The organism is Halomonas sp. DP1Y21-3 (assembly GCF_019801245.1).
GTDB classification, from domain to species: domain Bacteria; phylum Pseudomonadota; class Gammaproteobacteria; order Pseudomonadales; family Halomonadaceae; genus Halomonas; species Halomonas litopenaei.
Map to the genome: position 1 here is coordinate 924064 of NZ_JAHVJM010000001.1, position 17828 is coordinate 941891.

Sequence of the window (17828 nt, forward strand, 5' to 3'; positions counted from 1 at the left end):
TAGACTTTCGCCCCTCTGCCCGCCAACGATGACATCGCCATGACTTCACCCGTCTATCTCGACTACGCCGCTACCACCCCGGTCGACCCCCGTGTCGCCGAGGTCATGAGTCGGCACCTGACCCTCGAGGGCACCTTCGCCAACCCGGCGTCGCGCAGCCATATGCCCGGCTGGCTGGCCGAGCAGGCGGTGGAGAACGGCCGGCGCCAGGTCGCCGACCTGATCAAGGCCGACCCGCGAGAGATCGTCTGGACCAGCGGCGCCACCGAGGCGGACAATCTGGCCATTACCGGCTTCCTCAGGGCCAACCGCGACAAGGGCCGCCACCTGGTCACCTCCATCATCGAGCACAAGGCGGTCATCGATACCGCCAAGGCGGCAGAGCGAGAGGGCTTTGACGTCACCTGGCTGACGCCCCAGGCCGACGGAAGCGTCAGCCCTGGCCAGCTGGCCGAGGCCATGCGCCCCGACACCGTGCTGGTATCGCTGATGGCGGTGAACAACGAACTCGGCACCATCAACGACATCCCCGCCCTGGCCGAGGTGGCCCATGACCACGGCGCCATGATCCACGTCGACGCAGCCCAGGCGGTGGGCCGCATCGACCTCGACGTGGGGCGAAGCAAGGTCGACATGATGTCGCTGTCCGGTCACAAGGCCTACGGCCCCAAGGGCATCGGCGCGCTCTATGTGCGGCGTAGCCCCGATCTTCGTCTCGAGGCGCTGATCCATGGCGGCGGCCACGAACGCAGCATGCGTTCCGGCACCCTGGCGACCCACCAGATCGCCGGGATGGGCGAGGCCTTCGCGCTGGCGGCGAACGAAGGCGAGGCCGATCAGGCACGTATCCAGAGCCTGCGGGATCGCCTGGTCGAGGCCATCGCCGATCTCGACGGCGTGCACTGCAACACCCGCCTCGAGGCCTCGGTGCCCAACATCATCAACCTCGGCTTCGAGGGCGTCGACGGCGAGTCGCTGCTGATGGCGCTGCGCGACATCGCCCTGTCGACCGGGTCGGCGTGCAACTCGGCCAGCGTCGAACCGTCCTACGTGCTCCAGGGCATCGGGGTGCCGCGCCGCCTGGCGCTGGCCTCGCTGCGCCTGAGCATCGGACGCTTCACCAGCGAAGACGACATCGACCGCGCAGGCCAGGCCCTGCGCACCGCGCTGATTGGCCTGCGCCAGCGCGCCATGCCGTGAGGCCTGAGCCCCGCGCCATGCCTTGAGACATGCCTTGAGAACATCACCCTTCGACGGGCAGCGCACGACAGAGACAGTTTCGGTGACTGCCGCCCAGGCGGCAGCACCCGACCCAGGAGAATGATATGGCACACCTGAAGATCACCCCCGCCGCGGCCGACCAGATCCGCCGCGTGCTCGACGAGCGAGGCCAGGGGCTTGGACTGCGGGTCTCGGTCAAGCCCAGCGGCTGCTCCGGCTACAGCTACGTCCTCGACTTCGCCGACGACGTCCAGGCCGACGATGCCCTGTTCGAGGAGCACGACGCTCGGGTCTATGTCGCCCCGGAAGCGCTCGAGATGCTCGACGGCAGCGAGGTCGACTACGTCAACGAGGGGCTGAACCGGTTCTTCCGTTTCAACAATCCCAACGTCAAGGACGAGTGCGGCTGCGGCGAGAGCTTTACCGTCTGAATTCGCCGTGATCGCGGCAGAACTCACCGGCGCAGCGACGAACAATTGTGTTCAAGGCGCCACGAGGACGCTATAATCTGCGCTCTTCGGCGCAACACGCCGCATCGCTTCGTTTTCCCGCGTCGCGCCGCCCCGGTCCCCGGGGCGGCGCGACGCCATCTACCTGGCATCCATGCCCACTTCCTGGGCCCAACTACTGGAGAGTTTCATGGCTACAGAGCGCACTCTGTCCATCATCAAGCCCGACGCCGTCGCCAAGAATGTCATCGGCGAGATCATCACGCGCTTCGAGAAGGCCGAACTGAAGGTCATCGCCGCCAAGATGGTTCACCTGTCCCAGGAGCAGGCCGAAGGCTTCTACGCCGAGCACAAGGAACGCCCCTTCTTCGGCGACCTGGTGTCCTTCATGACCTCTGGTCCGGTCGTGGTGCAGGTGCTGGAAGGTGACAACGCCATCGCCAAGAACCGCGAGCTGATGGGCGCCACCAACCCGAAGGAAGCCGACGCCGGCACCATCCGCGCCGACTTCGCCTCCTCCATCGACGCCAATGCCGTCCACGGCTCCGACTCCCCCGAGTCCGCCGAGCGCGAAGTGAGCTACTTCTTCGGCGCAGACGAGATCTGCCCGCGCTAAGGGCGTCGGGGTCCGACCCTCGTGATTGCGGCCCCATCGGTGAACGGATGCCCCTGGCATCCGTTCGCTCCTTTCTGCCCACCGACCCGCTGAACCTGCCATGAACACCACCGCTGCTCCCCAACGCGTCAACCTGCTCGGCATGACCCGAGAAGAGATGGAAGCCTTCTTCCTCTCCATCGGCGAGAAGAAGTTCCGTGCCGCCCAGGTGATGAAATGGATTCACCACGAAGGCGTCGACGATTTCGCCGCCATGACCAACCTGTCCAAGGCGCTGCGCGCACGCCTCGAGGAAACCGCCGAGGTACGCGGTCCCAAGGTCGTCTATGAAGGCGCCTCCAAGGACGGGACGCGCAAGTGGGTAGTGGAGGTCGAGGACGGCAGCTACGTCGAAACCGTGCTTATCCCCGCCGACAACGGCAAGCGCCGCACCCTGTGTGTGTCATCCCAGGTCGGCTGCTCGCTGGACTGCAGTTTCTGCTCCACCGGCAAGCAAGGCTTTCAGCGCAACCTCACCAGCGCCGAGATCATCGGCCAGGTATGGGTCGCCTCCAACAGTGGCGGCTCACGCAAGGACAGCGCCAATCGTCCGGTCACCAACGTGGTGATGATGGGCATGGGCGAACCCTTGATGAACTACGACAACGTCGTGCCGGCGATGAAGCTGATGCTCGACGATCAGGGTTACGGCCTGTCGAAACGCCGTGTCACCCTGTCCACCTCCGGGGTGGTACCGATGCTCGACCGCCTGGGCGACGAACTCGACGTCAGCCTGGCGATCTCGCTGCACGCCGCCAATGATGCGCTGCGCAGCGAACTGGTACCGCTCAACCGCAAGTACAACATCCGCTCACTGCTGGACGCCTGCCACCGTTACCTGGCCAAGTGCGACGACACCCGCCAGGTCACCATCGAATACACGGTGATCAAGGACGTCAACGACCAGCAGGAGCATGCCCGTGAACTGGCGGAACTGTTGAAGGAACTGCCCTGCAAGATCAACCTGATCCCCTTCAACCCCTTCCCCCATTCCGGCTACGAGAAGCCCTCCCGCAACCAGGTGATGCGCTTCCAGCGCTGGCTCTACGAACTGGGTCATACCGCGCCGATCCGTTCGACCCGGGGCGATGACATCGACGCTGCCTGCGGCCAGCTGGTAGGACGGGTCAAGGATCGTACGCGTCGTCACGAACGCTACATTCAGTCGATCCAGATCGACGCCGACTGACCCTGCCGTCTTGACTTCATTCCGGCATGGCGCTTTGATATTCGGGCCTTTTCCTGCCCACGGGCGGGTGTCGCCAGACGCCTTCCCGCCACGGCCAAGCAGCGGGAGTACGACAACGCCATGACGTGCCAGGCAGACAGCTCAAGCGCCGGCCTGCGCGGCCTGGTCATCGGACTGGCCATCGCGCTTCCCCTGACGCTTGCCGGCTGCGCCGTCGCCGTGCCCCAGTCCGACGAGTCCCCCGCCGTCGCCTATCGCAACCTCGGCGAAGCCTACCTGCGCCAGGGCAACCTTCCCCGCGCCACGGCGGCACTCGATCGCGCCGTCTCGCTCGATCCCGATGACGCCGCCGCGCTGCAGGCCCTGGCACTGATTCACCAACGCCAGGGGGAAGCGGCGCTGGCGGACGAGTTCTTTCGACGCGCCCTCGATGAAGACCCGAACTTCACCCGGGCACGCAACAATTACGCCGCCTTCCTGTATGATCGGGGGCAAACCGGTGAGGCCTGCGAGCAGCTTGAACAGGCCAGTCACGATATACACTATGCCCACCGGGCCCAGCTGTTTGCCAACCTGGGACGCTGCCGGTGGGAACTCGGCGAGGTCGAGACGGCCAGGGCGGCGCTGGAGCGATCCCAACGCATCGACTCGAGCCTGCCCGCGAGCCACTTGACCCTCGCCGAACTGGAATACGCACAGGGCAACCTTATGCGCGCCCGATCACAGCTGGATCGCTTCGTGAGCCAGGCGGGATGGACCACCGCCGCCAGGCAGCTTGCCGCTAGCCTGGGAGACGCCGACACCGGCGCCCGGACATCGGCCGAACCCGACCAGCCTTCACGCGCGCTTTGATCACTGTTTACACGATGAAGGAAGCTCAGCCATGAGCGACAGTCAGTACACCGACTCCGAGGTCTCCTTGTCCAAAACGCCCTCCGGGGACGCCTCTCCCGGCGCCTTGCTGTGCCATGAACGAGAGAGCCAGGGGCTGACCCGCGAGGAAGTCGGGGCAGCCCTCAACCTCCGTCCCGCCGTGATCGAGGGGCTGGAGATCGACAACTACGATGAAGTGCCGGTGGTGACCTACCGACGCGGCTACCTGCGCAGCTACGCCCAGTTGCTCGGCGTCGATGTCGGCCGGGTGATGGCGCTGTACGAAGCGCGCATGGGCAACGAGGAAGTCGAGCGCAAGGTCACCCCGGTGTACATCAACAAGCCCCCCTCGCGCCTGGGCGCCTGGCTGTTTCGGCTGATGACCCTGGTGGTCATCGCCGGCCTGATCGGGCTGACCCTGATGTGGTGGCAGAGCCGTGGTGGCAGCGAGCCGCCCGAGGTCAGCGACAACGGCCCGGTCTCGGTGGACACCATCGACGGCAACGCCGCGGTCAGCGACGAGGGCACCGAGGGCGACGACAACCTGCCCCCGCTGCCCGCCGAGGACAGCGAGATGGGACTGGTCGATGGCGAGCAGGCCTCCGCCGACAGCGCTGCAGAAAGCGCCGGCGCCGAGCCTGGCGCCTCGACGCCGAGCACCGTGGCGGCCACCGAAGCGGCTGCCGCCGAAGCCAGCGAGCCCGCTGACGACAGCGCCAACGACAGCACCGACCAGGCTGCAAGCGTGAGTGCCGACGACGCCAGCGCCGAGCAGACAGCTAGCGCCGACGATGCACAGGGCACCGAGGATGAGGGCGCCGCCGAGGCCGCGCCGGCTGCCGACAGCCGTCGTATCCTCAAGCTGACCTTCAACGAGCAGTCCTGGACCGAGATCTTCGACAGCACCAATACCCGTGTCTTCGTCGGCCTGCAGTCACCGGGCACCGAAGCCACCGTGGAGGGCGAGCCGCCCTTCCGCATGACTGTCGGCAACGCCACCGGCGTGGAGTTGTTGTGGGGCGGAGAAACCGTCGACCTGCAACAGCGTGCCGGCAGAAACAATGTCGCCCGCTTTACCCTGGGAGAGTGATTGATCGCCATGCATTCGCACTCACCGATCAAAAGACGCCAGTCACGCCAGATTCATGTCGGTTCGGTACCGGTCGGGGGCGACGCTCCCATCTCGGTGCAGAGCATGACCAACACCGACACCCTGGACGTCGAGGCCACCCTTGGCCAGATTCGTGCCCTCGAACAGGCCGGCGCCGATATCGTGCGCGTCTCGGTGCCGACCATGGACGCCGCCGAGGCCTTCGGTCGCATCAAGCAGGGCACCCAGGTGCCGCTGGTGGCCGACATCCACTTCGACTACCGCATCGCCCTGCGCGTGGCTGAGCTCGGCGTCGACTGCCTGCGCATCAACCCCGGCAATATCGGCCGTGAAGACCGCGTCCAGGCGGTGGTCTCCGCCGCCCGTGACAACGGTATCCCGATCCGTATCGGCGTCAACGCCGGCTCGCTGGAGAAGGACCTGCAGAAGAAGTACGGGGAACCGACACCGGCGGCCTTGGTCGAATCGGCGATGCGCCATATCGATCACCTGGATCGCCTCGACTTTCCCGACTTCAAGGTCAGCGTCAAGGCCTCCGACGTGTTCATGGCGGTGGCCGCCTACCGTGACCTGGCCTCACGCATCGAGCAGCCGCTGCACCTGGGTATCACCGAGGCAGGCGGTCTGCGTTCGGGCACCGTCAAGTCCTCCATCGGCCTTGGCATGCTGCTGATGGACGGTATCGGCGACACCATCCGGGTATCGCTGGCAGCGGATCCGGTCGAAGAGGTCAAGGTCGGCTTTGACATGCTCAAGAGCCTGCGCCTGCGGGCCAAGGGTATCAACTTCATCGCCTGCCCAAGCTGTTCGCGTCAGAACTTCGACGTCATCAGCACCATGAACGCCCTCGAAGAGCGCCTCGAGGATGTGATGACGCCGCTGGACGTGGCCGTCATCGGCTGCGTGGTCAACGGCCCCGGCGAGGCCAAGGAAGCCGACCTGGGTCTGACCGGCGGCACCCCGGCCAACCTCGTCTACATCGACGGCAAGCCCGCCAGCAAACTGCGCAATGACCACCTGGTCGACGATCTCGAGGCGCTGATTCGCCAGAAGGTCGCCGAGAAGGAAGCGACAGAACGCGACGTCATCGCTCGCCTGTAACACTCTCGCCCGGCGAGGCCGGGCGAGGGCCGTGACTACGGCGAGACCAAGGAGCAAGTTTTGAGCAAGAAGATCCAGGCCATCCGTGGCATGAATGACCTGTTGCCCGACGCCTCGCCGGTGTGGCAGTACTTCGAGTCCCAGGTTCAGGCGCTGATGAAGCGCTACGGCTACAACGAGATCCGTACCCCTATCGTCGAGCAGACGGCCCTGTTCGCCCGCTCGATCGGCGAGGTCACCGACATCGTCGAGAAGGAGATGTACACCTTCGAGGACCGCAACGGCGACAGCCTGACCCTGCGCCCCGAGGGCACCGCCAGCGCGGTTCGCGCGGCGATGGAACATGGCCTTCTGTACAACCAGACCCAGCGGCTGTGGTACACCGGCCCGATGTTCCGCCACGAGCGCCCGCAGAAGGGCCGCTACCGTCAGTTCCATCAGGTCGGGGTCGAGACCTACGGCCTGGAAGGCCCGGACATCGACGCCGAAGTCATCCTGCTGTCGGCGCGCCTGTGGAAGCAGCTCGGCCTGTTTGATCACGTCACCCTGGAGCTCAATTCGCTGGGCTCCAATGAGGCGCGCGCGGCCTACCGCGACACCCTGGTGGCCTACTTCGAGCAGCACCGCGAGGTCCTCGACGAGGACTCGCTGCGCCGCCTGACCAGCAACCCGCTGCGTATCCTCGACTCGAAGAATCCGGCCATGGCCGAGATGCTGAGCCAGGCGCCCCAGCTGATGGATCACCTGGATCAGGAGTCCCGCGAGCACTTCGAGGCGCTGACCGCGCGCCTCGACGCCGCCGGCATCGACTACGTGATCAACCCGCGCCTGGTGCGCGGTCTCGACTACTACTGCCGCACCGTGTTCGAGTGGACCACCGACGCCCTCGGCAGCCAGGGCACCGTGTGCGCCGGCGGACGCTACGACGGCCTGGTCGAGCAGCTCGGCGGCAAGCCGACCCCGGCGGTGGGCTTCGCCATGGGCATCGAGCGTCTGATCCTGCTGCTCGAGACCCTGGACATCGTGCCGCAGGAGGCCCGCGCTCCGCTCGACGCCTACGTGCTGGGCATGGACGCCAGCACCGACGGCGACGCCATGGCCCTGGCCGAGCGCCTGCGCGATGAGCTGCCGGCCCTTGGCGTGCAATTGCACTGTGGCGGCGGCAGCTTCAAGAGCCGCATCAAGAAGGCCGATCGCAGCGGTGCCCGCCTCGCCCTGCTGATCGGCGAAAACGAACGTGAAAACGGCCAGGTGGCGATCAAGTTCCTGCGTGACGACCGCGAACAACGCGTGGTCGAGCAAGCGTCCTTGGCCACCACCCTGACGAGCCTGCTGTCCGAGTGACGGCACGACCATTAGAAGGAGACCGCCCGTGGCGGAGCTGAGAACCGAAGAAGAACAGCTTGAGGCGATCAAGCGCTGGTGGAAGGAAAACGGCACCTCGCTGCTCGCCGGTGCGGTACTGGCCGCCGCTGGCGTGTTCGGCTGGAACGCCTGGCAGGACTACCAGCAGGGGCAGGCCGTGGCCGCCTCCAGCAGCTACCAGCAGCTTCTTGACCTGGCCAGCCGCGACAGCCTCGACGACGGGGCCCTGGCCCAGGCCCAGGGGCTGGTCGACACCCTGCAGGAAGACCACGACGGCACCCTGTACAGCGAGCTTGCGCTGCTGCTCGAGGCCCGCCTGGAGGTCGACGCAGGCGATGTCGAGGGCGCCCGCGAGTCGCTGGAGACCCTCATCGAGGGCAGCGACGATGGTTACCTGACCGGCCTCGCCCGCCTGCGCCTGGCGCGCCTGCAGAGCGCCGAGGGCAACCACGAGACCGCCCTTGCCACCCTCGACGGTGACATCCCCGAGGCCCTGGCCGCCCAGCGCGACAACGTGCGCGGCGACATCTACCACGCCACCGGCCAGCACGACCAGGCCGCCGAGGCCTGGCAGAGCGCCCAGTCACTGGCCGAAGAAAGCGGTCAGCCGCTCTACGGTATCTCGCTCAAGCTCGACGACCTCGGTGATCAGGAGGCCACCCTATGAAGACCCCGTTTAACCGAACCCGGATCGCCCTGGCGACCGCCGTCACCCTGACCGCCCTGCTGACCGGCTGCGCCAGCAAGTCCGAGCCCCAGTATCCACCCAAGGAGCTCAAGGACTTCGCCGAGTCCACCCGGGTCGAAACCCGCTGGAGCGAAGGCGTGGGCGCAGGCCTGGGTGAGGCCACCTACCCCATCGAACCCGCCCTGGCCGGTTCCACCCTGTTCGCCGCCGACGAGGAAGGCCTGGTCGAGGCGTTCAACACCGCCAACGGCGACACCCAATGGGAAGCCGAACTGGAATCACCGATCTCCAGCGGTATCACCGCAGTGGACGGCGATCTGTTCCTGGCCACCCGCAACGGCGAGGTGGTCGCCCTCGACCAGCGCAATGGCCGGGTCAAGTGGCGTACCCGTGTGCCCAGCGAAGTGCTGGCCGCGCCCCAGCCGACCACCCAGCTGTTGATCGTGCAGGCGGTGGACGGCACCGTGACCGCCCTGGATCGCCTGTCCGGTGACCGCCAGTGGGTGTTCAGCGCCAATATGCCGTCGCTGACCCTGCGCAGCACCGGCACCCCCACCGCCATCGATCAGGTGACCTTCGCCGGCTTTGCCAATGGCCGTCTGTCGATCATCGACAACCGCTCGGGCCAGCAGATCTCCGAGCGCACCATCGCCGTGGCCACCGGCATGAATGACATCAACCGTCTGGTCGACCTGGCCGGCCAGCCGGTGCTGACTCCGGACGGCCGCCTGTTCGTGACCAGCTTCAATGGTCGCCTGGTGGCGCTCAACGCCCAGAGCGGCGAGACCCTGTGGTCGACGCCGTTGTCCAGCTACCACACCCCGGTGCTGGTGGGCGAGACGCTTTACGTGGTCGACGAGGCCAGCCGCCTGATCGCCTTCGACGCCAACAGCGGCAACGAGCTGTGGCGCCTGGAGGACCTCTACGGTCGCTCGGTGACCGCCCCGGCCTTCGCCGACGGCCGCATCGTGCTCGGCGACGCCGAAGGCTATGTGCACTTTATCGACGCCAGCAGCGGACGCCTGGTCGGCCGCACCCATATTGACGGCTCAGGCATCAGCGTGCGCCCTCTCACCGACGGCAAGCGCGTGTACGCCCTGGCCAATGACGGAAGCCTGGAGGCTCTGGACATCCGCCCATGACCCCCGTGATCGCACTGGTCGGCAGGCCCAATGTGGGCAAGTCGACCCTGTTCAACCGCCTGACCCGCTCTCGCGACGCCCTGGTGGCCGATTTCCCCGGCCTCACCCGGGATCGCAAGTACGGCAACGGTATGCTCGGCAACAAGGCCTACACCGTCATCGACACCGGCGGCATCAGCGGTGACGAAGAAGGCATCGACGCGGCCATGGCCGAACAGTCGCTGCAGGCCATCGACGAAGCCGACATCGTGCTGTTCCTGGTGGACGCGCGTGCCGGCCTCAATGTCGCCGACGAGGCCATCGCCAACCACCTGCGGGTCAACCAGAAGAAGACCTGGCTGGTGGTCAACAAGACCGACGGCCTCGAGGAACACTCGGCCATGGCCGACTTCTGGCAGCTCGGTCTCGGCGATCCCCGGCCCATCGCAGCGGCCCACGGCCGTAATGTCACCGCGCTGATCGACGAGGTGCTCTCGCCGTTCCCCGAGCGCGACATGGACATCCCCGCGGACACCGGCAGCAAGGGTATCCGCATCGGTGTCATCGGTCGTCCCAACGTGGGCAAGTCGACCCTGGTCAACCGCCTGCTGGGCGAAGACCGGGTGGTGGTATTCGATGAAGCCGGCACCACCCGCGACGCCATCGAGATCCCCTTCGAGCGTCGCGGCAAGCCCTACGTACTGGTCGATACCGCCGGCGTCCGGCGGCGCAAGAACGTCACCGAGGTGGCCGAGAAGTTCTCGATCATCAAGACCCTGGACGCGATCAAGGAGTGCCACGTCGCGATCATGGTGCTCGATGCCCGCACCGGCCTGGTGGAGCAGGATCTGCACCTGCTCGACTATGTGCTGACCTCTGGCCGCGCGCTGGTACTGGCGGTCAACAAGTGGGACGGCCTGGAAAGCGAGGCCAAGGACAAGATGCGCGCCGAGATCAAGCGCCGTCTGGGCTTCGCCGACTACGCCGAGCTGCACTTCATCTCGGCCTTGCACGGCACCGCCGTGGGCGACCTGTACCCGTCGCTGGAGCGCGCCTTCGCCTCCGCCAACAGCCACTGGTCGACCAACCGTCTGACCACGCTGCTGCAGGACGCCGTCGAGCAGCACCAGCCGCCGATGGTCCACGGCCGCCGGATCAAGCTGCGCATGGCCCACCAGGGCGGCAGCAATCCGCCGATCATCGTGGTCCACGGCAACCAGACCGACAAGCTGCCCGAAGCCTACAAGCGCTACCTGACCAACACCTTCCGCAAGGTGCTCAAGGTCCGAGGCACGCCGATGCGCTTCGAGTTCCGCTCCGGCAAGAACCCCTACGACCGCCTGGCCGAAGCCTCCGACAAGGAAAAGGCCAAGAAGCGCGAACTGGGGCGCACCAAGGAGGCGCGCAAGAGCCGCCGCTAAGCGTCACCGGCGTCATTCGCCGCTCTTTCGCCCCTGGTGTTGAACGACAACGAAACGCCCGGTCCCTCGCCAGAGGAACCGGGCGTTTTCGTGCACGCATGCCGCCGGATGTCGAGACCATGCCTCGCTCGCTGCTGAGCCTGGCCTGCAAGCCTGCGGCAGCGCCTCAGGCTTGCTCTGCCAGGCGACGAGCCCCTACCCAGTCCAGCGCAAACTGGTAGGCACAGCGGCCGCTGCGTCCGCCTCTCATGGTGGCGAAGCGGGTGGCCGCCACCGGCGCTTCGTCATCCCAGTCCTGCGGCTGGCCCAGGCGCTCGACCCAGTGGCGACAGGTATCGAGATAGGTCTCCCGGTTGAACGGATGAAACGCCAGCCACAACCCGAAGCGGTCGGACAGCGAGATCTTCTCCTCCACCGCATCGCCGTGGTGCAGCTCCTCGCCGTCCGGCGTCAGGTGGCTCTGCTGGTTGTCGCTCATATGCTCCGGCATCAGGTGGCGCCGGTTGGAGGTGGCGTAGATCAGCACGTTTTCCGGGGGGCCGGTCAGGGTGCCGTCGAGGACACTCTTGAGCGCCTTGTAGGCGTCGTCGGAGCCTTCGAAGGACAGATCATCGCAGTACACCACGAAGCGCGCCGGTTCGTGACGCAACTGCTCCACCAGCAGCGGCAGTCCGGCCAGGTCGTGGCGGTCCACCTGGATCAGCCGCAGGCCTTCATCAGCCAGGGTGTTGAGCAGCGCGCGCACCATCGACGACTTGCCGCTGCCACGAGAGCCCCACAGCAGCGCGTGATTGGCCGGCAGACCGCGCAGAAAGGCCCGCGTATTGGCCAGCAGCTCACGCTTCTGGCGCTCCACCCCGACCAGATCGTCCAGGCTCAGGGCATCCCGAGGCGGCACCGGCACCAGTTGCCCGCCGAGGGCGTGGCGCTGCCACAGCGCAGCGACGTCACGACGCCAGTCCACCGCAGGGCGGGGCTCGGGCAGCCAGGGTTCGACGCGATCGAGAAGGGCCAGCAGGCGCTGGGCGAGTTGAGTGTCCATCGGGGCAGGTGTCCTTGTAACAAATGATGGCCGCCGGTCAGGGTCTGTCGCTGGTTAGCGACCGGCCGTGCACTACCTTTGCGGTTGACCCTTCCAGCAGTCCGGGTATCTTGAGGCCAGTTGCCACCGATTCTACACGCTCGGGCTCGACCCCGGCGGATCATGACAAGGAGACCCCCCATGCGCTGGATGAAGGCCGTGGGCGCCTGCGCCCTGATGGTTACCGTTGCTGCCTGTTCCACCTCACCCACTGGTCGCTCCCAGATGCTGTTGCTGGACGAACAGCAGCTCAGCCAGATGGGGGCCCAGGCCTTCGACCAGTACCAGCAGGAGCTGCCCACCGTGAGCGGTCGCCAGCTCGAGTACGTGCAGTGTGTGACCCGCAACGTGGTCCAGGCGCTGCCGGAAGACCAGCGCAATCAGAACTGGCAGGTCAAGGTATTCGAGTCCGAGGACGCCAACGCCTTTGCCCTGCCGGGCGGCTACGTGGGGGTCAACACCGGCCTGCTTGACGTCGCCACCAACCAGGACCAGCTGGCCACCGTCATCGGCCACGAGATCGGCCACGTGCTGGCCCACCACGCCAACGAGCGCGCCTCCACCGAAAGCGCGACCCAGCTTGGCATGTCGGTGGTCGGTACCGCCCTCGGCTCCCAGGGCGTCACCGGCAGCGATCAGTTGATGGCGGCCATGGGCATGGGCGCCCAGTACGGCATCCTGCTGCCGTTCTCGCGCAGTCACGAGAGCGAGGCCGACACCATCGGCCTGCAGCTGATGGCCGACGCCGGCTTCGACCCCCGCGCCAGCGTCCAGCTGTGGCAGAACATGAGCGCCGCCGGCGGCGGCCAGCCGCCAGAGTGGATGTCCACCCACCCGGCACACGGCAACCGTATCGCCGGGCTCGAGGCGGGCATGAACGACGCCATGGCCCGCTACGAGCAAGCCCAGGCACGTGGCCTGACGCCCAGCTGCAAGGCGCCCTGAACCAGAACAGCCCAGGCCCGTGGCCTGACGCCTAACTGCAAGGCGCCCTGAACCAGAACAGCCCCTGCCCTGCAGCCTGTCACCAGGCCGCTGACAAGGGGGCATCTATCGCCGAGGCCTCTATTCCTGGAGGCCTCGGCTCCCGTCACTTCCACGCTTCGTTGGTGCCATGAAACTCACCTCCACCAGGCTCGGCCTGATCCTGCTCGTCGTGCCCATTGTGGTGCTGTTGACCCTGTTCTTTGTGGAACTCGGCGATATCCGCCAGTGCGAACTGGTCGACCAGGGCCACTGGAACTACCTGGCCGGCCACTGTGGTGACACGCCGTCGCCCTTCGTTCCCTGGATCGTTCGCAGCCCCTGGCTGGTCAACGGCGGCCTGCTGGTGTCGGTGGTCGGGCTGGGGCTGTGCATGCTGGGGCTCTACCGTCGACGCGGCTGAATCGCCGCGCGCGACTGCTGGCTGACGACCAGGGGCTGACGGCTCCTGACAGACGACTCCCAACGACATCGACGCCCAACGACAACGGCGCCCCATGGCAATGAGCCAGGGGCGCCGTTGTCGTTGCTGCCGATGTGTCCGCGAAAGCGGCTTCAGCCGGCGTCGAGCTCTGCTCGCAGCTTTCGATGCAGCGGGCCGGTGTCCGGCGTGACGCCACGCCAGCGCTCAAAGGCCGCCGCCGCCTGTTCCACCAGCATGCCGAGACCATCGCTGGTGCTCGCCCCCCGCTCGGCCGACCAGGCCAGAAACACCGTCGGCTCGGCGCCGTACATCATGTCGTAGGCGACAGCCCCCTCATTGAAGAGATCCTCCGGCAGCGGCGGCAGGTCACCGGCAAGGCTTGCGCTGGTGCCGTTGATGACCAGGTCATAGCGCTCGTCAGCGGCGTCGTAGCCGCCGCCCAGGATGGGGCCCAGGTCGGCGAAATCCCGCGCCAGCGCCTCGGCCTTGGCGGCGGTGCGGTTGGCCAGCCGCAGCGAGGCGGGACGTCGCGACAGCAACGTTTCCAGCGCGCCGCGCACCGCGCCTCCGGCACCCAATACCAGAATACGTGCACCCTCAAGCCTTACCTGCTGGCGCTCCAGGTCCGCCACCAGGCCAATACCATCGGTATTGTGACCCTCGACGCTGCCATCGGCCTTGAGCGTCAGGGTGTTGACCGCCCCGGCCCGCTGCGCCTGTTCGCTCAGGCTGTCGCACAGCCGGTAGGCGTCTTCCTTGAACGGCACCGTCACATTGGCGCCGCGCCCGCCCTCGGCAACAAAGGCGCGCCAGGCTCCGCCGAAGTCCTCCAGTGGCGCCTCGATGGCGGTGTATTCCAGCGATTCACCGGTCTGCTCGGCAAAGGTGCTGTGGATCACCGGCGATTTCGAATGCCCCACCGGATTGCCGAACACACAGTAACGATCGTTCATCGGACGGTTAACCTCGCTCTTGACGTTGTCGTATGCCGCATTGTGACCGCTGACGGTCATCGCGCTTGGCTCGAGGCCTCTTCACCAAGCCAGTCCCGGGGCACCAGATAGGCATCCAGCGCCGCCTCGGGAGAGCCGGGCTGCGGCTGGTAGTCGTACTGCCAGCGCGCCAGCGGCGGCATCGACATCAGGATGGACTCGGTGCGACCGCCGCTCTGCAGGCCAAACAGGGTGCCACGGTCCCAGACCAGGTTGAATTCCACGTAGCGACCTCGCCGATACAGCTGGAATTCACGTTCGCGCTCGCCCCAGGAGGTATCGCGACGACGTTCCACGATGGGCAGATAGGCGTTCAGGAAGCCATCCCCTACCGCGCGCTGAAACGCGAAGCAGCGGTCGAAGCCCCCCTCGTTGAGGTCATCGAAGAACAGACCGCCGACACCACGGGTCTCGCCTCGGTGCTTGAGGAAAAAGTAGTCGTCGCACCAGCGCTTGTAGCGGTCGTAGACGTCGTCACCGAACGGCTGGCACAGCTCATGGGCCACCCGGTGCCAGTGACAGGCGTCTTCAAACTGGGGATAGAAGGGCGTCAGATCGAAGCCGCCGCCGAACCACCATACCGGCGCCTCGCCCTCGGCACTGGCGATGAAGAAGCGCACATTGCCGTGGCTGGTGGGTACGTGGGGATTACGCGGATGCAGCACCCAGGACACCCCCACCGCCTGAAAGCCGCGCCCGGCGAGTTCCGGTCGTGCTGCGGTGGCCGCCGGGGGCAGGGTCGCGCCGTGGACGTGGGAGAAATTGACCCCGCCCTTTTCGAACAGCGCGCCTTCCTCGATGACCCGGGAACGGCCGCCGCCGCCTTCCTCACGCACCCAGTCGTCTTCATGGAAGCGCCCTTCGCCGTCGGCCTCGGCCAGGGCCTCGCACAGGCGATCCTGCAATTCCAGCAGGTAGCGTTTGACCTCTTCGAGATTGGGCTCGGACACGTCTGCTCCTGTTGTTAAGTAAAAAGCGATGAGTAAAAACGATGAACAAAAGCGATGCGTAAAAAGGTGCGCCCAGGGCCGGGCCGAGAGCCATGTCAGTGGCGCAGGGTCTCGCGGCTTAGCAGGTCACGGATGGTGCTGGGGCGAGGATTGCCGCCCAGCTCTCCCGGCACGACCGCGTCCAGCTCGTTGCCGAAGATTCGCCGAATGTCCGCTTCGCTCATGGCCGGCGCTTCTCCTGCCCGGTTGGCCGAGGTGGACACCAGCGGCCCGCCGAAGGCACGACACAGCGCCTGTACACCGGGATGATCGCTGACCCTCAGCGCCACCTTGTCGTGGCAGCCTCGTACCAGCGACGGGGTGCGACCATTGTCCGGCACCAGCCAGGTGTTGGGGCCCGGCCAGCTGGCGACAAGAGGCGCATGAAGGTCGGCCGGCAATCCTTCGAGCCAGGGAGCAAACTGCTCGACGGTGGCGGCGATCAGGATCACCCCCTTGGCCGGGTCACGGCGCTTCAGGCGCAACAGCCGGGTCAGCGCCTCTTCGTTGTCGGGATCGCAGCCCAGGCCCCAGACGGCCTCGGTGGGATAGGCAATGACACCGCCACGACGCAGGGCGTCGACGACGGGCACGAGGGCGGAATCGGAATCACTCATGGGGTCGTTATCTGAATCGGTACCGAATCGAAAGATCAGGGTAGGGAGTCTCGTTGCGCCATGCTAGCACGGCGTCGGGACTTGCGTCGCACGCCGCTGTCGCCGCCGACGTAGACGATCCGCCCGTTCCCCCACGGCCATGGGCACCCTGTTCGGCCGGGCCTCGTCATCGGGCGGCTAGCCCTTGCCCCCATCCAGGCGCACCCAGCCGCCGGCCACCAACCCGGCCTGTCCTGCGATCTCGAGCAGCGTCAGTTCACGCTGGCAGGCGGCCACATCGCATCCCGCCAGCCCCATCAGATCGTCCACCGCCAACGGGGTGGCGCTCAGCAGATCGAGCAGCTTGCGACCCGGGGAAGGCGCGGGCCTTGCCCCGGTGCGCTCGGAGGCGCTGTCTAGAGGACTATCGACAGGATGATCGCCAGGGCTATCTACAGGACTATCTACATGGCGATCTACATGGCTATCTATATGACCATCGGCGGCACCAGCCGCAATGCACTGCGGGGTCGCGCGTCGCGGCCCCCAGCACGCCAGTTCCTCGAACAGGTCGTCGGGGTGTCTGACCAGGGCGGCGCCCTCGCGGATCAGCCGCAGGCAGCCCCGGGCCTGGGGCGAGTGGATGGAGCCGGGTAGCGCCAATACCTCGCGGCCCTGCTCGCCGGCCAGGCGGGCACTGACCAGCGAGCCGCTGTGTTCGGCGGCCTCCACCACCAGCACACCGCAGGACAGCCCGGTGACGATGCGGTTGCGTCGGGGAAAATCCCCCGAGCGAGGCCGCGTGCCGGGAGGAGACTCCGCCAGCAGCAGACCACCGTCGTCGCGAAGGCGCCGATACAGGGCGCCGTGCTGGCCGGGATAGACCACGTCGACGCCGCCGGCCAGCACCGCGATACTGCGCCCCCCAAGATCCAGCGCCGCCGCCTGGGCGGCACCGTCGATGCCGAGCGCCATGCCGCTGACCAGACACCAGCCGGCCTCCGCCAGCGCCACCGCAAAACTGCGCGCATTGACCAAGCCTTCGCGGGTGGGCCGCCGCGACCCCACCAGGGCAAGCCTCGGCGGTATCAGGGCATCGAGATCGCCAAGCGCCCACAGCAGCACCGGCGGGTCCGGGATCTGGTCGAGCAGGGCCGGCCAGCGCGGATGATCGGGATGCAGCAGGTGGCGCGCCTCGGCCCGCTCATGGAGGCGACCTCCATTGGCAGCGCTGCGCTCTTTGCTGCCGTCTTGGGCGGCTTGTGAGCCTTGGCTGGCTTGGCTGGCTTGGCTGGCTTGGCTGGCGTGAAGCTCCCCGGCCTCGCCGGCCAGCCACGCCTCGGCCTGCTCGATCAACGCCGTCAGCGGGCTGCGTCTGGGATGATCCAGCCACAAGCGCAGTTCCGCCGCGGCCCCGGGCGGCAGCCGGGCCAGCCAGCCACCGGGCCAGTCAGGGTTTAACTGGCGCAGGCGAGCCAACCGTCGTGGGCCCACCTGAGGCAGTGCGTTCAACGCCATCCAGCGTGCGAAGCCAAGTTCCATGACAGAGCCCTCCCTGGCCGAGTGCC

General features: G+C 66.7%; 18 protein-coding genes. 13 read left to right on the forward strand and 5 right to left on the reverse strand.

Annotated features, from left to right (window positions below; translation table 11 throughout):
- Positions 1–39 precede the first annotated feature (39 nt).
- The 11 genes from KUV74_RS03980 (at position 40) to der (ending at position 11194) form a co-directional block, all read left to right on the forward strand.
- A complete protein-coding gene (locus KUV74_RS03980) occupies positions 40–1200 on the forward strand; it encodes an aminotransferase class V-fold PLP-dependent enzyme (protein ID WP_222515675.1) in 1161 nt (386 codons plus the stop codon).
- Positions 1201–1325: 125 nt separating this feature from the next.
- On the forward strand, positions 1326–1652 hold the full coding sequence (locus tag KUV74_RS03985; protein WP_045992748.1) for a HesB/IscA family protein: 327 nt from the start codon (positions 1326–1328) through the stop codon (positions 1650–1652).
- A 208-nt stretch (positions 1653–1860) separates the two neighbouring features.
- Entirely contained in the window at positions 1861–2286 is a 426-nt protein-coding gene (gene ndk, locus KUV74_RS03990) for a nucleoside-diphosphate kinase (protein WP_222515676.1), read from the forward strand.
- Positions 2287–2386: 100 nt separating this feature from the next.
- On the forward strand, positions 2387–3514 hold the full coding sequence (gene rlmN, locus KUV74_RS03995; RefSeq protein WP_222515677.1) for a 23S rRNA (adenine(2503)-C(2))-methyltransferase RlmN: 1128 nt from the start codon (positions 2387–2389) through the stop codon (positions 3512–3514).
- A gap of 120 nt (positions 3515–3634) precedes the next feature.
- Positions 3635–4366: a type IV pilus biogenesis/stability protein PilW gene (gene pilW / locus KUV74_RS04000; protein ID WP_222515678.1), complete on the forward strand. Its 732-nt coding sequence runs from the start codon at positions 3635–3637 to the stop codon at positions 4364–4366.
- A 31-nt stretch (positions 4367–4397) separates the two neighbouring features.
- The gene (locus KUV74_RS04005) at positions 4398–5477 is read left to right on the forward strand and encodes a RodZ domain-containing protein (protein WP_222515679.1); all 1080 of its coding nucleotides are present in this window, start codon (positions 4398–4400) and stop codon (positions 5475–5477) included.
- A 9-nt stretch (positions 5478–5486) separates the two neighbouring features.
- Positions 5487–6599, forward strand: a complete 1113-nt coding sequence (gene ispG, locus KUV74_RS04010) for a flavodoxin-dependent (E)-4-hydroxy-3-methylbut-2-enyl-diphosphate synthase (RefSeq protein WP_045992780.1) — start codon at positions 5487–5489, stop codon at positions 6597–6599.
- Positions 6600–6659: 60 nt separating this feature from the next.
- On the forward strand, positions 6660–7943 hold the full coding sequence (hisS, locus tag KUV74_RS04015) for a histidine--tRNA ligase (protein WP_261395062.1): 1284 nt from the start codon (positions 6660–6662) through the stop codon (positions 7941–7943).
- 28 nt (positions 7944–7971) lie between these two features.
- Entirely contained in the window at positions 7972–8631 is a 660-nt protein-coding gene (locus KUV74_RS04020) for a YfgM family protein (RefSeq protein ID WP_045992744.1), read from the forward strand.
- Positions 8628–9794: an outer membrane protein assembly factor BamB gene (bamB, locus tag KUV74_RS04025; protein ID WP_222515680.1), complete on the forward strand. Its 1167-nt coding sequence runs from the start codon at positions 8628–8630 to the stop codon at positions 9792–9794. The genes KUV74_RS04020 and bamB overlap by 4 nt, the downstream gene beginning before the upstream one ends.
- Positions 9791–11194 (forward strand): ribosome biogenesis GTPase Der, encoded by a 1404-nt coding sequence (der, locus tag KUV74_RS04030; RefSeq protein ID WP_045992742.1) that lies wholly within the window; start codon positions 9791–9793, stop codon positions 11192–11194. Before bamB ends, der begins: the two co-directional genes overlap by 4 nt.
- Before the next feature lie 166 nt (positions 11195–11360).
- Here the strand turns inward: der and KUV74_RS04035 are convergent, their stop codons facing one another.
- A complete protein-coding gene (locus KUV74_RS04035) occupies positions 11361–12236 on the reverse strand; it encodes an ATP-binding protein (protein WP_045992741.1) in 876 nt (291 codons plus the stop codon).
- Between the two features lie 180 nt (positions 12237–12416).
- On the opposite strand from KUV74_RS04035, the gene KUV74_RS04040 reads away from it, so the two are divergent.
- Together KUV74_RS04040 and KUV74_RS04045 are read left to right on the forward strand one after the other, a co-directional pair.
- Positions 12417–13220, forward strand: a complete 804-nt coding sequence (locus KUV74_RS04040) for a M48 family metallopeptidase (protein WP_108131243.1) — start codon at positions 12417–12419, stop codon at positions 13218–13220.
- A 169-nt stretch (positions 13221–13389) separates the two neighbouring features.
- A complete protein-coding gene (locus KUV74_RS04045) occupies positions 13390–13662 on the forward strand; it encodes a hypothetical protein (RefSeq protein WP_045992739.1) in 273 nt (90 codons plus the stop codon).
- Between the two features lie 152 nt (positions 13663–13814).
- On the opposite strand, the gene aroE is transcribed toward KUV74_RS04045, so the two are convergent.
- The 4 genes from aroE to dprA form a co-directional block, all read right to left on the reverse strand.
- Complete coding sequence (aroE, locus tag KUV74_RS04050) at positions 13815–14636, reverse strand: shikimate dehydrogenase (protein WP_222515681.1); 822 nt, start codon at positions 14634–14636, stop codon at positions 13815–13817.
- Positions 14637–14692: 56 nt separating this feature from the next.
- On the reverse strand, positions 14693–15625 hold the full coding sequence (hemF, locus tag KUV74_RS04055) for an oxygen-dependent coproporphyrinogen oxidase (protein ID WP_222515682.1): 933 nt from the start codon (positions 15623–15625) through the stop codon (positions 14693–14695).
- Positions 15626–15720: 95 nt separating this feature from the next.
- A complete protein-coding gene (locus KUV74_RS04060; RefSeq protein WP_222515683.1) occupies positions 15721–16281 on the reverse strand; it encodes an L-threonylcarbamoyladenylate synthase in 561 nt (186 codons plus the stop codon).
- A gap of 177 nt (positions 16282–16458) precedes the next feature.
- Entirely contained in the window at positions 16459–17802 is a 1344-nt protein-coding gene (dprA, locus tag KUV74_RS04065; RefSeq protein ID WP_261395063.1) for a DNA-processing protein DprA, read from the reverse strand.
- Positions 17803–17828 lie beyond the last annotated feature (26 nt).

Bases quoted from the DNA above. Each gene is read 5' to 3' on its own strand.
- KUV74_RS03980 (WP_222515675.1), top strand. From the start codon at position 40: ATGACTTCACCCGTCTATCTCGACTACGCCGCTACCACCCCGGTCGAC.
- KUV74_RS03985 (WP_045992748.1), top strand. From the start codon at position 1,326: ATGGCACACCTGAAGATCACCCCCGCCGCGGCCGACCAGATCCGCCGC.
- ndk (WP_222515676.1), top strand. From the start codon at position 1,861: ATGGCTACAGAGCGCACTCTGTCCATCATCAAGCCCGACGCCGTCGCC.
- rlmN (WP_222515677.1), top strand. From the start codon at position 2,387: ATGAACACCACCGCTGCTCCCCAACGCGTCAACCTGCTCGGCATGACC.
- pilW (WP_222515678.1), top strand. From the start codon at position 3,635: ATGACGTGCCAGGCAGACAGCTCAAGCGCCGGCCTGCGCGGCCTGGTC.
- KUV74_RS04005 (WP_222515679.1), top strand. From the start codon at position 4,398: ATGAGCGACAGTCAGTACACCGACTCCGAGGTCTCCTTGTCCAAAACG.
- ispG (WP_045992780.1), top strand. From the start codon at position 5,487: ATGCATTCGCACTCACCGATCAAAAGACGCCAGTCACGCCAGATTCAT.
- bamB (WP_222515680.1), top strand. From the start codon at position 8,628: ATGAAGACCCCGTTTAACCGAACCCGGATCGCCCTGGCGACCGCCGTC.
- der (WP_045992742.1), top strand. From the start codon at position 9,791: ATGACCCCCGTGATCGCACTGGTCGGCAGGCCCAATGTGGGCAAGTCG.
- KUV74_RS04035 (WP_045992741.1), bottom strand. From the start codon at position 12,236: ATGGACACTCAACTCGCCCAGCGCCTGCTGGCCCTTCTCGATCGCGTC.
- KUV74_RS04040 (WP_108131243.1), top strand. From the start codon at position 12,417: ATGCGCTGGATGAAGGCCGTGGGCGCCTGCGCCCTGATGGTTACCGTT.
- KUV74_RS04045 (WP_045992739.1), top strand. From the start codon at position 13,390: ATGAAACTCACCTCCACCAGGCTCGGCCTGATCCTGCTCGTCGTGCCC.
- aroE (WP_222515681.1), bottom strand. From the start codon at position 14,636: ATGAACGATCGTTACTGTGTGTTCGGCAATCCGGTGGGGCATTCGAAA.
- KUV74_RS04060 (WP_222515683.1), bottom strand. From the start codon at position 16,281: ATGAGTGATTCCGATTCCGCCCTCGTGCCCGTCGTCGACGCCCTGCGT.
- dprA (WP_261395063.1), bottom strand. From the start codon at position 17,802: ATGGAACTTGGCTTCGCACGCTGGATGGCGTTGAACGCACTGCCTCAG.